The sequence below is a fragment of the Mycobacterium sp. KBS0706 genome, assembly GCF_005938675.2.
Taxonomy (GTDB): Bacteria; Pseudomonadota; Alphaproteobacteria; order DSM-16000; family Inquilinaceae; genus Inquilinus.
This window is the reverse complement of the sequence record NZ_VCCH02000090.1, coordinates 1-13,794: the sequence shown is the minus strand read 5'-3', so window position 1 is coordinate 13,794 and position 13,794 is coordinate 1. Positions and strand designations below refer to the sequence as shown.

The 13,794-nt window shown below is 66.7% G+C and carries 12 protein-coding genes; 10 read left to right on the top strand and 2 right to left on the bottom strand.

Annotated features, from left to right (window positions below):
* Positions 1 to 3: 3 nt before the first annotated feature.
* The 9 genes from mtnA to FFK22_RS32925 all read left to right on the top strand — a co-directional run bounded on the left by mtnA (position 4) and on the right by FFK22_RS32925 (position 10,714).
* Positions 4 to 1,101 carry an S-methyl-5-thioribose-1-phosphate isomerase gene (mtnA, locus tag FFK22_RS32965; RefSeq protein WP_138887479.1) on the top strand — a complete coding sequence of 366 codons (1,098 nt, stop codon included), beginning with the start codon at positions 4 to 6 and terminating at the stop codon, positions 1,099 to 1,101.
* 35 nt (positions 1,102 to 1,136) lie between these two features.
* A complete protein-coding gene (locus FFK22_RS32960; RefSeq protein WP_138887478.1) occupies positions 1,137 to 2,732 on the top strand; it encodes an ABC transporter substrate-binding protein in 1,596 nt (531 codons plus the stop codon).
* A 35-nt stretch (positions 2,733 to 2,767) separates the two neighbouring features.
* Entirely contained in the window at positions 2,768 to 4,363 is a 1,596-nt protein-coding gene (locus FFK22_RS32955; RefSeq protein ID WP_138887477.1) for an ABC transporter substrate-binding protein, read from the top strand.
* 256 nt (positions 4,364 to 4,619) lie between these two features.
* Entirely contained in the window at positions 4,620 to 6,218 is a 1,599-nt protein-coding gene (locus tag FFK22_RS32950; RefSeq protein WP_138887476.1) for an ABC transporter substrate-binding protein, read from the top strand.
* A 90-nt stretch (positions 6,219 to 6,308) separates the two neighbouring features.
* Positions 6,309 to 7,319, top strand: coding sequence for an ABC transporter permease subunit (locus FFK22_RS32945; RefSeq protein ID WP_138887475.1), 1,011 nt, complete (start codon positions 6,309 to 6,311; stop codon positions 7,317 to 7,319).
* 4 nt (positions 7,320 to 7,323) lie between these two features.
* A complete protein-coding gene (locus tag FFK22_RS32940) occupies positions 7,324 to 8,277 on the top strand; it encodes an ABC transporter permease subunit (protein ID WP_138887474.1) in 954 nt (317 codons plus the stop codon).
* A 1-nt stretch (position 8,278) separates the two neighbouring features.
* The gene (locus FFK22_RS32935) at positions 8,279 to 9,250 is read left to right on the top strand and encodes an ABC transporter ATP-binding protein (protein WP_138887473.1); all 972 of its coding nucleotides are present in this window, start codon (positions 8,279 to 8,281) and stop codon (positions 9,248 to 9,250) included.
* Positions 9,247 to 10,215, top strand: a complete 969-nt coding sequence (locus tag FFK22_RS32930; protein ID WP_138887472.1) for a peptide ABC transporter ATP-binding protein — start codon at positions 9,247 to 9,249, stop codon at positions 10,213 to 10,215. Before FFK22_RS32935 ends, FFK22_RS32930 begins: the two co-directional genes overlap by 4 nt.
* Before the next feature lie 73 nt (positions 10,216 to 10,288).
* A complete protein-coding gene (locus tag FFK22_RS32925; protein ID WP_138887471.1) occupies positions 10,289 to 10,714 on the top strand; it encodes a hypothetical protein in 426 nt (141 codons plus the stop codon).
* Between the two features lie 314 nt (positions 10,715 to 11,028).
* On the opposite strand, the gene FFK22_RS32920 is transcribed toward FFK22_RS32925, so the two are convergent.
* On the bottom strand, positions 11,029 to 11,451 hold the full coding sequence (locus FFK22_RS32920; protein WP_138887470.1) for a hypothetical protein: 423 nt from the start codon (positions 11,449 to 11,451) through the stop codon (positions 11,029 to 11,031).
* Between the two features lie 465 nt (positions 11,452 to 11,916).
* Here FFK22_RS32920 and FFK22_RS32915 point away from each other — a divergent pair, with 465 nt between their 5' ends.
* Complete coding sequence (locus FFK22_RS32915) at positions 11,917 to 12,969, top strand: ankyrin repeat domain-containing protein (protein WP_138887469.1); 1,053 nt, start codon at positions 11,917 to 11,919, stop codon at positions 12,967 to 12,969.
* 38 nt (positions 12,970 to 13,007) lie between these two features.
* Here FFK22_RS32915 and FFK22_RS32910 read toward each other — a convergent pair whose 3' ends face one another.
* Complete coding sequence (locus tag FFK22_RS32910) at positions 13,008 to 13,598, bottom strand: DUF4231 domain-containing protein (protein ID WP_138887468.1); 591 nt, start codon at positions 13,596 to 13,598, stop codon at positions 13,008 to 13,010.
* Positions 13,599 to 13,794 lie beyond the last annotated feature (196 nt).

The following is a 13,794-nucleotide window of genomic DNA, read 5'->3' as shown; positions in this document are numbered from 1 at the left end:
GCCATGAAGATCGACGGAACTCCGTACCGCACCATCTGGCCGGCCGAGGATGGCTGGCGCGTCGTCATCATCGACCAGACCAAGCTGCCGCATGGCTTCGAGACGGTGGTGCTGGAGAGCGAGGACCAGGCGGCCCATGCCATCCGCAGCATGCAGGTGCGCGGCGCGCCGCTGATCGGCGCCACCGGCGCCTACGGCCTGGCGCTGGCGCTGCGCGCCGACCCGTCCGACGCCGCCCTGGCCGCGGCCTATGACCGGCTGCTGGCCACCCGCCCGACCGCGGTCAATCTGCGCTGGGCGCTGGACGATGTCCGCGGCCAGGTGGCGGCCCTGAAACCGGCGGAGCGCGCCGCCGCCGCCTATCGCCGCGCCGCCGAGATCTGCGACGACGACGTCGCCACCTGCCGCGCCATCGGCGAGCACGGCCTGGCCGTGTTCCGCGAGATCTGGGAGAAGAAGGGCCGGCCTGAGCGCCTGAACGTGCTGACCCACTGCAACGCCGGCTGGCTGGCCACGGTCGACTGGGGCACCGCCCTGGCGCCGATCTACCTGGCGCATGACAGCGGATTGCCGGTGCATGTCTGGGTCGACGAGACCCGGCCGCGCAACCAGGGCGCCAGCATCACCGCCTTCGAGCTGGGCCGCCACGGCGTGAAGCACACGGTGATCGCCGACAATGTCGGCGGCCATCTGATGCAGCACGGCATGGTGGACCTGTGCATCGTCGGCACCGACCGCACCACCGCCACCGGCGATGTCTGCAACAAGATCGGCACCTATCTGAAGGCGCTGGCGGCGCATGACAACGGCGTGCCGTTCTATGTCGCCCTGCCCTACACCACGATCGACTGGACCCTGGCGGACGGCATCCGCGGCATCGAGATCGAGCAGCGCGACGCGCGCGAGCTGAGCCACATCACCGGCCGCACCGCGGATGGACGGCTGGAGACGGTCGGCATCCTGCCGGAGGGCAGCGCCGCGGCGAACTGGGCCTTCGACGTGACCCCGGCGCGCTACGTCACCGGCCTGATCACCGAGCGCGGCGTCTGCCCCGCCAGCCGCGAAGGCCTGGCCGGGCTGTATCCGGACCGGGCGGCATAACACCACCAATCACGAACCATAACCGGGAGAGCTTCATGTCACGTTTCCTGAACGCCACGGCGCTGGCGCTCGTTCTCGCGGCCGGAGCGGCGTCGGCCGAGGCCAAGACGCTGGTCTATTGCTCCGAGGGCAGCCCGGAGAACTTCAACCCGCAGATCAACACCACCGGCACCAGCCTGGACGCCTCGGTGCCGGTCTATGACGGGCTGGTGGCGTTCGAGCGCGGCGGCACCAAGGTGGTGCCGGCCCTGGCCGAGGCTTGGGACGTGTCGGACGACGGCACTGTCTACACCTTCCATCTGCGGAAGGGCGTGAAGTGGCATTCGAACGAGAATTTCACCCCGACCCGCGACTTCAACGCCGACGACGTGCTGTTCTCGTTCAACCGGATGTGGAAGGACGACAGCCCCTATCACAAGGTCTCCGGCGGGTCCTACGACTACTTCGGCGACATGGGCATGCCGACGCTGCTGAAGGCGATAGACAAGGTCGACGACTACACGGTCCGCTTCACCCTGACCAAGCCCGAGGCGCCGTTCATCGCCGACATGGCGATGAATTTCGCCCAGATCCTGTCGGCGGAATATGCCGATGCGATGATGAAGGCCGGCACGCCGGAGGATGTGGACCAGATCCCGATCGGCACCGGGCCGTTCCGCTTCGTGCAGTACCTGCCGGATGCGATCATCCGGTACAAGGCCTTCGATGAGGCCTGGAGCGGGCGGGAGAAGATCGACACGCTGGTCTTCGCCATCACCCCGGACTCCTCGGTCCGCTACGCCAAATTGAAAGCCAACGAGTGCCAGGTGATCCCCTCGCCCAACCCGGCCGACCTGCCGGCGATGGAGAAGGATCCGGCGGTGACGGTGGTCAGCCAGCCGGGCCTGAACACCGGCTATCTCGCCTTCAACGTCACCAAGAAGCCGTTCGACGACGTCCGCGTCCGCCGGGCCATCAACATGGCGGTGAACAAGCAGGCGATCCTCGACGCGGTCTATCTGGGTGCGGGCCAGCCGGCGAAGAACCCGATCCCGCCGACGATCTGGTCCTACAACGACAGCATCCAGGACTATAAATACGACCCCGAGGCGGCAAAGAAGCTGCTGGCCGATGCTGGCCTGGCCGCCGGCTTCGACACCGATCTCTGGGCCATGCCGGTGCAGCGGCCCTACAACCCGAACGCCCAGCGCATCGCCGAGCTGATGCAGGAAGACCTGGCCAAGGTCGGGATCCGGGCGAAGATCGTGTCGTATGAGTGGGGCGAATACCGCAAGCGGGCCCAGGCCGGCGAGCACCAGATGGCGCAGTTCGGCTGGGGCGGCGACAATGGCGACCCGGACAACTTCTTCAACAACCTGCTGGGCTGCGACGCCGCGCGGGAGGGGGGCGGAAACATTGCGAAGTGGTGTGACCGGTCTTTCGAAGACCTGATCCGGAAGGCCAAGACCACCGCCGACCAGGCCGAGCGCACCAAGCTGTACGAGCAGGCCCAGGTGATCTTCCACGACCAGGTGCCGTGGCTGCCGATCGCCCATTCCGTCGAGTACCAGGCGATCCGCAAGGAGGTGCTGAACTACGTCATCACACCCGTGCGCATCCACGACTTCCGCGGCGTCGACATCCAGGAGTAGCGTGGCGGCATCTCGATTCGTAGGGAGAAACCCCCATGTCCCGCTTCCTGTCCGCCACGGCGCTGGCGCTGATCCTGGCGGCCGGCGCCGCGTCGGCCGAGGCCAAGACGCTGGTCTATTGCTCCGAGGGCAGCCCGGAGAACTTCAACCCGCAGATCAACACCACCGGCACCAGCTTCGACGCGGCGCTGCCGGTCTATGACGGGCTGGTGGCCTTCGAGAAGGGCACCACCAAGGTGGTGCCGGCCCTGGCCGAATCCTGGGACGTGTCCGACGACGGCACGGTCTACACCTTCCACCTGCGCCACGGCGTCAAGTTCCACTCCAACGAAAACTTCACGCCGACGCGCGACTTCAACGCCGACGACGTGCTGTTCTCGTTCAACCGGATGTGGAAGGAGGACAGCCCGTACCACAAGGTGTCCGGCGGGTCGTACGACTATTTCGGCGACATGGGCATGCCGGCGCTGCTGAAGGCGATCGACAAGGTCGACGACTATACGGTCAAGTTCACCCTGAACAAGCCGGAGGCGCCGTTCATCGCCAACATGGCGATGAACTTCGCCGAGATCCTGTCGGCCGAATATGCCGATGCGATGATGAAGGCCGGCACGCCGGAGCAGGTCGACCAGGTGCCGATCGGCACCGGGCCGTTCCAGTTCGTGCAGTACCAGCCGGACGCGCTGATCCGCTACAAGGCCTTCGACCAGGCCTGGAGCGGCCGCGAGAAGATCGACAACCTGGTCTTCGCCATCACCCCGGACGCGGCGGTGCGCTACGCCAAGCTGCAGGCCGGCGAATGCCACGTCATGCCCTATCCGAACCCGGCCGACCTGCCGGCGATGGAGAAGGACCCGAACCTCACCGTCCTGAGCCAGCCCGGGCTGAACACCGGCTACCTGGCCTTCAACGTCACCAAGAAGCCGTTCGACGACGTCCGCGTGCGCCAGGCCGTCAACATGGCGGTGAACAAGCAGGCGATCCTGGAGGCGGTGTACCAGGGCACCGGCCAGGCGGCGAAGAACCCGATCCCGCCGACGATCTGGTCCTACAATGACAGCATCCAGGACTACAAATACGATCCGGAGGCGGCGAAGAAGCTGCTGGCCGAGGCCGGCCTGGCCAACGGCTTCGAGAGCGACCTGTGGGCGATGCCGGTGCAGCGCCCCTACAACCCGAACGCCCAGCGCATCGCCGAGCTGATGCAGGAGGACCTGGCCAAGGTCGGGATCAAGACCAAGATCGTCTCGTTCGAATGGGGCGAATATCGCAAGCGCACCCAGGCCGGCGAGCACCAGATGGCGCAGATGGGCTGGTCGGGCGACAATGGCGACCCGGACAACTTCTTCAACAACCTCTTGGGCTGCGATGCGGCGCGCGAGGGCGGCAGCAACATCGCGAAGTGGTGCAACCAGGATTTCGAGAAGCTGATCCAGACGGCCAAGGCCACCGCCGACCAGGCCGAGCGCACCAAGCTGTACGAGCAGGCCCAGGTGATCTTCCACGACCAGGCCCCGTGGCTGCCGATCGCCCATTCGGTGGTCTATGAGCCGATCCGCAAGGAGGTCACCGGCTACAAGATCATCCCGGTCGGGCTGCACGATTTCCGCGGCGTCGACATCGCCGAGTAACAGCAACGTCAAGCAACAAACGGACGGGAAAGCCGATGCGCGCTTTCCCGTCCGTTTCGTTTCGGCCCGCCCAAGTTACGATCCGCCGGAGGACGCGATCCAGCGGGCCTAACTTGGGAACTGATTCAATTTGCCGGACATAACCGGCCAGTTGACATCACCCCCTGCCCCTGCGGTAATCCCCTGCAACCCACGGTTTGGGCAATACAGCTATGCGGCAAGCCCGGGCCGAAGGATCACCATAGGGGAGAGTTTCATGTCCCGCTTCCTGTCCGCCACGGCGATGGCGCTTGTCCTCGTCGCGGGGGCGGCGGTGTCCGCCGAAGCCAAGACATTGGTCTATTGCTCCGAGGGCAGCCCGGAGAATTTCAATCCGCAGATTAACACCACCGGCACCAGCTTCGACGCGTCCGGCCCGATCTACGACCATCTGGTCGAGTTCACCAAGGGTTCGACCAAGACCGAGCCCGGCCTGGCCGAATCCTGGGACATCTCGGATGACGGCACGGTGTACACCTTCCACCTCCGCAAGGGGGTGAAGTGGCATTCGAACGACAAGTTCACGCCGACCCGCGACTTCAACGCCGACGACGTGCTGTTCACCTTCAACCGGATGTGGAAGGAAGACAGCCCGTACCACAAGGTGTCCGGCGGGTCGTACGACTACTTCAACGACATGAGCTTCCCCGAGCTGCTGAAGTCGATCGACAAGGTCGACGACAACACGGTGAAGTTCACCCTGACCAAGCCGGAGGCGCCGTTCCTGGCCGACCTGGCGATGGAGTTCTCGTCGATCCTGTCGGCCGAATACGCCGATGCGATGATGAAGGCCGGCACGCCGGAGCAGGTCGACCAGGTGCCGATCGGCACCGGCTCGTTCCAGTTCGTGCAGTACCAGCCGGACGCGCTGATCCGCTACAAGGCCTTCGACCAGGCCTGGAGCGGCAAGGAGAAGATCGACAACCTGGTCTTCGCCATCACCCCGGACGCGGCGGTGCGCTATGCCAAGCTGAAGGCCGGCGAATGCCACGTCATGCCGTATCCGAACCCGGCCGACGTGCCGGCGATGCAGAAGGACCCGGCGCTGAACGTGCTGACCCAGCCGGGGCTGAACACCGGCTACCTGGCCTTCAACGTCACCAAGAAGCCGTTCGACGACGTGCGCGTGCGCCAGGCCGTCAACATGGCGGTGAACAAGAAGGCGATCCTCGACGCCGTGTACCAGGGCGCCGGCCAGGCGGCGAAGAACCCGATCCCGCCGACCATCTGGTCCTACAACGACAGCGTCCCGGAGTATAAGTACGACCCCGAGGCGGCGAAGAAGCTGCTGGCCGATGCCGGCTACCCGAACGGCTTCGAGACCGACCTGTGGGCGATGCCGGTGCAGCGCCCGTACAACCCGAACGCCCAGCGCATCGCCGAGCTGATCCAGTCCGACCTGGAGAAGCTGGGGATCAAGAGCAAGATCGTCTCGTACGAATGGGGCGAATACCGGAAGCGGGCCCAGGCCGGCGAGCACCAGATGGCGCAGCTGGGCTGGACCGGCGACAACGGCGACCCCGACAACTTCCTGAACAACTTGCTGGGCTGCGATGCGGCGCGGGAAGGCGGCTCGAATATTGCAAAATGGTGCAACCAGGACTTCGAAGCGCTGATCAAGAAGGCCAAGTCGATCTCGGACCAGGCCGAGCGCACCAAGCTGTATGAGCAGGCCCAGGTGATCTTCCACGACCAGGCGCCGTGGTTGCCGATCGCGCATTCGGTGGTGTTCGAGCCGACCCGCAAGGAGGTCTCGGGCTATGTGATCAGCCCGTTCGGCCGCCACGACTTCAGCGGCGTCGACATCACTGAATAAAGAGAGGTATGGGGGAGCCGGGCGGGGGAGCAGGGGGTTGCTCCTCCGCCCGAGTCTTTTCCGGCCCGGCATCCGTTACCCGATGGCATCATGCTCCGTTTCATCCTGACCCGCGTCGCCATGGCGGCGGTCACCTTCCTGGGGATCACCGCCCTCAGCTTCTTCCTGATCCGGGCCGTGCCCGGCGACCCGGTGCAGGTCCGGGCCGGCGAGCGCGGCATCACGCCCGAGCGCCACGCCGAGCTGATGCACGAGATGGGCCTGGACCGGCCGGTGTCGGTGCAGTTCTTCTCCTATATCGGCCAGGTGCTGCAGGGCGACCTCGGCGCCTCGACCACCACCCGGCGGCCGGTGCTGAGCGAGTTCCTGAAGCTGTTCCCGGCGACGCTGGAGCTGGGCCTCTGCGCCATGATCTTCGCCGTGGTGCTGGGCATCCCCGCCGGCATCCTGGCCGCCACCAACCGATCATCGCCGATCGACCACGGCATCATGGGCGCCAGCCTGACCGGCTATTCGATGCCGATCTTCTGGTGGGGGCTGCTGCTGATCCTGATCTTCTCGGTCGGGCTGGGCTGGACCCCGGTCTCCGGCCGGATCTCGGCGATGTACTATGTCGAATCGAAGACCGGCTTCATGCTGATCGACAGCCTGATGTCGGACGAGAAGGGCGCCTTCGTCTCGGCCCTGCGCGCCCTGATCCTGCCGACCATCGTGCTGGGCACCATCCCGCTGGCGGTGATCGCGCGCATGACCCGGTCGGCCATGCTCGAGGTGCTGAGCGAGGACTATATCCGCACCGCCCGGGCCAAGGGCCTGGGCGTCAAGCGGGTGATCGGGCTGCATGCCCTGCGCAACGCGCTGATCCCGGTGGTCACCGTGATCGGCCTGCAGGTCGGCACGCTGCTGGGCGGCGCCATCCTGACCGAGACGGTGTTCGCCTGGCCCGGCGTCGGCAAATGGCTGGTCGAGGCGATCAACCGCCGCGACTACCCGACGCTGCAGGGCGGCGTGCTGCTGGTGGCCACCCTGGTGATCGTCGTCAACCTCCTGGTCGACCTGGCCTATGGCCTGCTCGACCCCCGCATCCGGCATGTGAAGTAAGCCGATGACCGTCAACCCCGATCCCAACAAGCCCTTCACCGCTGGCAGCAATCCGGTGCTGACCACCTACGCCCCGACCCCGGCCTCGGTATCGAAGCCGCCCGGCCCGTTCCTGGAATTCTGGCGCTCCTTCAGCGCCAACAAGGGCGCCCTGACCGGGCTGATCGTGATCGTGCTGATCGCGCTGGTCGCGATCTTCGCCGATGTCATCGCGCCGCATTCGCCGATCGACCAGGACCGCGCCGCCTTCCTGGTGCCGCCGTTCTGGCAGGATGGCGGCACGCTGGCCTATCCGCTGGGCACCGACGACATCGGCCGCGATATCCTCTCGCGCCTGATCCACGGCGCCCGGCTGTCGATGATGATCGGCCTGATCGTGGTCACGCTGTCGCTGGCCCTGGGCCTGCTGCTGGGCCTGGCCGCGGGCTTTTTCGGCGGCATCGTCGACACCGCGATCATGCGCCTGCTCGACATCATGCTGGCGCTGCCCAGCCTGCTCTTGGCCATCGTCGTCGTCGCCATCCTCGGCCCCGGCCTGGTCAACGCCATGGTCGCGGTCTCGATCGTCACCCTGCCGCATTACTCGCGGCTGATGCGCGCCGCGGTGCTGAGCCAGATCCGCAGGCCCTATGTCACCGCCTCGCGCGTCGCCGGCGCCGGCACGTTCCGGCTGATGTTCGCCACCATCCTGCCGAACTGCATGGCGCCCCTGATCGTGCAGGCGACGCTGGGCTTCTCCACCGCCATCCTGGACGCCGCGGCGCTCGGCTTCCTCGGCCTCGGCGCCCAGCCGCCGACGCCGGAATGGGGCACCATGCTGGCCTCGTCGCTGCAGTTCCTGCAGCGCGCCTGGTGGGTGGTGACCTTCCCCGGCCTCGCCATCCTGATCACGGTGCTGGCCTTCAACCTGCTGGGCGACGGCCTGCGCGACGCCCTGGACCCGAGACTGAAGCGCTGACATGGCCCTGCTCGACATCCGCAACCTGACGGTCGAGTTCCCGGCCGGCAAGGGATCGTTCCGTGCCGTCTCCGGCCTCGACCTGTCGATCGATTCCGGCGAGATCCTGGGCATCGTCGGCGAATCCGGCTCCGGCAAGTCGGTGACCATGCTGGCGCTGATGGGGCTCGTCGCCTTCCCCGGCAAGGTCACGGCCGACCACCTGAGCTTCGACGGGCACGACCTGCTGAAGATGTCGGTGCGCCAGCGCCGCAAGATCATCGGCAAGGATATGGCGATGATCTTCCAGGAGCCGATGACCAGCCTGAACCCGTGCTTCACGGTCGGCTTCCAGATCATGGAGACGCTGAAGGTGCATGAGGGCGGCAGCCGCCGCGCCCGCCGCGACCGCACCATCCAGCTCTTGGCCCAGGTCGGCATCCCGGCGCCGGAGACCCGGGTGGACGCCTTCCCGCACCAGCTGTCGGGCGGCATGAACCAGCGGGTGATGATCGCCATGGCGATCGCCTGCCGGCCGAAGCTGCTGATCGCCGACGAGCCGACCACGGCGCTGGACGTGACCATCCAGGCCCAGATCCTGCAGCTGCTGGCCGACCTGCAGCGCGACCAGGGCATGGCGCTGGTGCTGATCACCCACGACATGGGTGTGGTGGCCGAGACGGCGCAGCGGGTCAACGTGATGTATGCCGGCGAGCTGGTGGAGGAGCGCATGGTCGGCGGGCTGTTCGGCCGGCCGCGCCACCCCTATACCGGCGCGTTGCTGGAGGCGCTGCCGGAGCGCAGCACCGGCCACAAGCGCCTGCCGACCATCCCCGGCGTCGTGCCCGGCCCCTATGACCGGCCGGCCGGCTGCCTGTTCAACCCGCGCTGCCGCAACGTGCTGGACCGCTGCCGGGCCCAGCACCCTGACCTGACGCCCGACCGCGACGGGCGGACGCGCTGCTTCAACCCCCTGCAGGAGATCCGCGCGTGACGGCGGTCGTCGAAGCGCGGCAGCTGAGCCGCTTCTACGAGGTCAAGACCTCGCCCTTCAAGGCCGCCCGGACGCTGCGCGCCCTGACCGAGATGTCGTTCTCGCTGGAGGCCGGCAAGACCCTGGCCGTGGTCGGCGAGAGCGGCTGCGGCAAGTCCACCCTCGCCCGCGTCGTCACCATGATCGAGCCGCCGACCGAGGGCCAGCTGACCATCGACGGCATCCCGGTGGCGACCGCCGACCGGGCGCAGCGCCGCCGCCTGCGCGGCGCGGTGCAGATCGTGTTCCAGGACCCCTACGGCTCGCTGAACCCGCGCAAGAAGGTGGGCGCGATCCTGGAGGAGCCGCTGAAGATCAACACCGACATGAAGTCGGCCGAGCGGCGGCAGGCGGCCGAGGCGATGCTGTCGAAGGTCGGCCTGCGGCCGGAGCATTACGACCGCTATCCGCACATGTTCTCGGGCGGGCAGCGCCAGCGCATCGCCATCGCCCGGGCGCTGATGCTGCGGCCGAAGGTGGTGGTGGCGGACGAGCCGGTCTCGGCGCTGGACGTCTCGATCCAGGCCCAGGTGCTGAACCTGCTGATGGACCTGCAGGAGGAGTTCGGCCTGGCCTATCTGTTCATCAGCCACGGCCTGTCGGTGGTGGAGCACATCGCCGACGACCTGGTGGTGATGTATCTGGGCCGGCCGGTGGAGCACGGCACCAAGGAGGCGATCTTCCGCCATCCGCGCCACCCCTACACCAAGGCGCTGCTGGCCTCGACGCCGTTCGTCGACCCGGACAAGCGGGCCGAGCGCGTGGTGCTGAAGGGCGAGCTGCCCTCGCCTCTGAACCCGCCGCCGGGGTGTGCCTTTCACCGCCGGTGCCCGTATGCGACGGATGTGTGCAGCGTGGAGCGGCCGGAGCTGCGGCCGGTGGATGGACGGGAGGTGGCTTGTCACCATGCGGAGATGGTGGGGTAGGGGGGGCAGGCATCCTGCGAGGATGGAGGCGATGGCACAGCGACGAGGATCATTGACGCCGGGGATCCTCGGCATGGCTGTGGCCGGCGCATGCGTCCTCGCCTGCGCGGTGGCCCGGGCGGAAGGCCCGCCGCCCTTGGTCTCGGACCCACAGTCCAATGCCCTGGTCAGGGAGTATCTGACCGCGGCCCATGCCGTGGCGGGCTACAACCGGTCGCGATGCGGCGCCCTCGCCCCTTTGCCGACGGTCGACGACCAGGGCGTCTATCAGACGGCGATCCGGGCCTTTCTGCCTGCGGCAGACCAGGATCGGGTCGACGCCTTCCTGACCTCCGCGGCCATCACCGAGGCCAAGCTGGCCGGCCAGAAAAGGATGGACGAGATGCTGGCGTCCGTCCCCGAGGCGAACCTGCCCAAGTTCTGCAACAACCTTCATGACGAGTTCTCCCGGCGTTATGCGGATGCCGAGAACAAGTGGAGAGCGTTTATCAAGAGCTAAGACAGAATCCCGTTGGGATGCTGCGGCCGAAGGCGGTGGCGGACGAGCCGGCCTCGGCGCTGGACGTCTCGATCCAGGCCCAGGTACCGGGCGGGAGGTGGCTTCGTCACCATGGGGAGCAGAGGGTGGGCGCCGGAGCGAGCACAGGTGGGCTGGACTGCCCCCTGAGGTGAGACGGGATAATTGGTGACAGGTCGGGTTGGTGATGCCATTGCGGCAGGTGAAGTGCACCCTTTGGGTGAGACACGATAATCAGGGGCAGTTCTCGGTGAGTGCGACAGCGGCCGGGGCGAGCCTGGCCGCTGTCGCGGTTATCACATGGTCAACAAATCGATAATGCGCATGATCGCGACGGTACTGCCGGAGTTCTGGGTGCCCTCGGTCGTATCGGTTTTCGCGCAGGTCCAGACATCGCCCTTCTTGACCACAAATTTCTTCTCGTTCTGAACGACCGAAAGCTCTCCCTCGGTCATGTGGCAGACCATGTCGTTCATCATCACGTTGTCCGGCGTCTTCGCCCCGGGCTGAATCACGACATCGCGCAGCTTCACCGTCTTATAAGCCGGTATATTCGAAGCCCGCTCACCAAGCGCCACAACTCTGACGCCGGGCCCGATCTCCTTGCCCTCATTGGGACCGTAAGTCTGCGCTGCGGCCGGTGTCGCCGAGGTGATCAGCGGCGTTGCGGCCATTGCAAGACTGAGCGCCAGTGTTGATCTGCGATTGATAGTCTCCATGGCTTTTCTCCCCGTCAAATTATTCCCGGGATCAAATTGTCCCGGGACACGATTGTCAGTGTTTTTTGCACGTCCACTTCCAGGGCACGACAGGCATGGGCACATGCCGGAGGCTTGCCATCCCGGGCCCTTTCCTGGGTGACCGCCGAAGCCGGACCCGGCCAGCATCTGGAGCTTTGATGGTCGACCGGTGCGGACCTGCTGCGGGCGATTCCAGCAGGCTGGCTTTGGCCTGCCCGTGATGCGCTTTCGGACCCGGGAACCAGACCGAATTATACTCCCGCGGCGAGGCAAAGACCATTGCCGCCGCCCAAGCCATCCGACGGCGCTGTGGAATGGCCGGCCTGCGGTTTTTCGACCGGAGACCGTGTCTGGAGGTCGCGTCGGACCAGGGCCGGGGCTCGCCATGGCGGCTCTTTTCATGGAACCTTGCCGAATCGCGAGATCCCGACGTCGAGGCTGCCGATGGCCAAAGCCCTGAAGAAGCTGCTGCCGAAGACTTTCGAAGACTTGCTCGCAAGCGGCGACCTCGCGGCGCTGAAGGCCGTGTTCGAGACCTGCGAGCCGGACGCCCGCGGCGGCTATGCCAAACAGACCGCGCTGGCCTTCGCCGCCTGCCCGGACGAGCTCGCGCGCTGGCTGGTGGCCGCGGGCGCCGACCTTGCGGCAACCGACAGCCGGGGCAACACGCCGCTTCATACCCGGTCGCGCAGCTGGCGCGGCCGCATCGAGGTCCTGCTGGAGCTGGGAGCCGACATCGACAGCGCCACCGCTTCGGTCGGCACGCCCCTGCATGCGGCAGCGGCGTCCTACATCGTCACCAACGCCCGCCTGCTGCTCGCCCGAGGAGCACGGGCCGACGCCCCGAACAAGGACGGCCTGACCCCGCTGGAGCTGGCGCTGCGCGGCTGCAGCAACGTCAACCTGGAGCAGATGGCCCCGCTGGCGGAAGCCCTTCTCGCCGCGGGCGCCCGCAGGACGACCCGGATGAATGGGTGGATCGAGGACATCGGCAAGCGCTTCGAATTCCAGCGCGGCAACTTCAACCCGGACTCCGTCGACGCTGCCAGCGCCGCGCTGGACCGGCTCTACGCGCTGTTCGACGTCCCACCGGTTCCCCGCCGCACCCTGCACGACGGCCGCTCGCCGATCGCCGTCCGGGCGACCCGATGGCAGGAGCAGCACCAGGAGCTGTGGGAGCTGCTGGTCCCGGGGGTCGGTCCCGCGGCCACGGTCCAGGGCGAGGTGATCCGGATCGCCGGCCGCATCTCGGACGAGCTCGATCGCAATGGCGGCGTCAACTGGGACGCGGATTACCGCAGCATGGCCGAGGCGCTGCTCGGGCATGTGCGGACGGGCCATCCGCTGCCGCCGGCGGACGTCTCGGAGATCGCCGGCATCACGGCCCATCTCCCTCGCAGCTCCAGCAACACCGCGCGCCTGGCCGAGCTGGCGGTGGCCTGGGTGCTGGCGAACCCGACGCCGGCCAAGCTGGAGCCGCCGCCCTATCGGCGCTGACACGGAAAGCCGCTGAAATGCGCTGTCGCCGAATTGGCTTAAATTGCTGTGACGGTGCCGCCGTTTCGCTCCGGTGACCGGCTTTCATCCCGGCTCCGCGCCTTCCCCTCCGCACGCAGGTCCTCTGCCTTGGGCACGAAGCGGTAAACCCGGAAGTCCTTCTCCACGGCGCGGTTGATGTCCTCCGGAACCACCGGCTCGATTTTCCCAAGATCGCCGAGCTCCTGCTGGATCCGGTCGATGCTGCCTGGGCCCGGCGTCGCGACGCTGTGCGCCACATGCAGCTTCTCGAGCTCCCTGAGGGCCGTCTTGAAGCCGACGCCGGCCGACCGGTGCCGCTCCGTCCTCTCTTCAAATCGATGAAAGGTGACCAGGCTGGCCAACACCGAGGCTGCGACGGACACGAAGCCCGCGACGATCCTGCCCCACGGCGCATATTCCGCCTCGAGCGACGAAAACAAGGAAGCCCCCACGATCGCAGAGAGTATGACGCTGGCAACGCCCATGCTGCGGTACTGTGACTCGAGCCGGCGGGCGGCCTTCTCCTGCTTTTTCCAGCCCTTCCTCGCGTGGACGATCCATCCGCGAATGAGTTCCCGAGTCTCCTCCGGTGCAAACAGCTTTTCCATGCCGAACCCTCCGAAATCCGAGGTCGCCGAAAGACTATGCTCTTGAAATGCGGCAATGGCGGCGCAGAAACGCAGGGAACCGCCAACACCGAGGGGAGGGCTGTGGACGCAGCCGCGCCGCAGAAGCGTTCGTGGAGTGGACCCCTTCGGTGAGACAGTGAAAATAGGGACAGTTGAGGGGTGCGGTGGATCGAGG

Excerpts from the sequence above, each read along its gene's own strand:
- FFK22_RS32920 (WP_138887470.1), bottom strand. The coding sequence starts at position 11,451 with ATGGAGACTATCAATCGCAGATCAACACTGGCGCTCAGTCTTGCAATG.
- FFK22_RS32950 (WP_138887476.1), top strand. The coding sequence starts at position 4,620 with ATGTCCCGCTTCCTGTCCGCCACGGCGATGGCGCTTGTCCTCGTCGCG.
- mtnA (WP_138887479.1), top strand. The coding sequence starts at position 4 with ATGAAGATCGACGGAACTCCGTACCGCACCATCTGGCCGGCCGAGGAT.
- FFK22_RS32955 (WP_138887477.1), top strand. The coding sequence starts at position 2,768 with ATGTCCCGCTTCCTGTCCGCCACGGCGCTGGCGCTGATCCTGGCGGCC.
- FFK22_RS32940 (WP_138887474.1), top strand. The coding sequence starts at position 7,324 with ATGACCGTCAACCCCGATCCCAACAAGCCCTTCACCGCTGGCAGCAAT.
- FFK22_RS32925 (WP_138887471.1), top strand. The coding sequence starts at position 10,289 with ATGGCTGTGGCCGGCGCATGCGTCCTCGCCTGCGCGGTGGCCCGGGCG.
- FFK22_RS32910 (WP_138887468.1), bottom strand. The coding sequence starts at position 13,598 with ATGGAAAAGCTGTTTGCACCGGAGGAGACTCGGGAACTCATTCGCGGA.
- FFK22_RS32960 (WP_138887478.1), top strand. The coding sequence starts at position 1,137 with ATGTCACGTTTCCTGAACGCCACGGCGCTGGCGCTCGTTCTCGCGGCC.
- FFK22_RS32915 (WP_138887469.1), top strand. The coding sequence starts at position 11,917 with ATGGCCAAAGCCCTGAAGAAGCTGCTGCCGAAGACTTTCGAAGACTTG.
- FFK22_RS32935 (WP_138887473.1), top strand. The coding sequence starts at position 8,279 with ATGGCCCTGCTCGACATCCGCAACCTGACGGTCGAGTTCCCGGCCGGC.
- FFK22_RS32945 (WP_138887475.1), top strand. The coding sequence starts at position 6,309 with ATGCTCCGTTTCATCCTGACCCGCGTCGCCATGGCGGCGGTCACCTTC.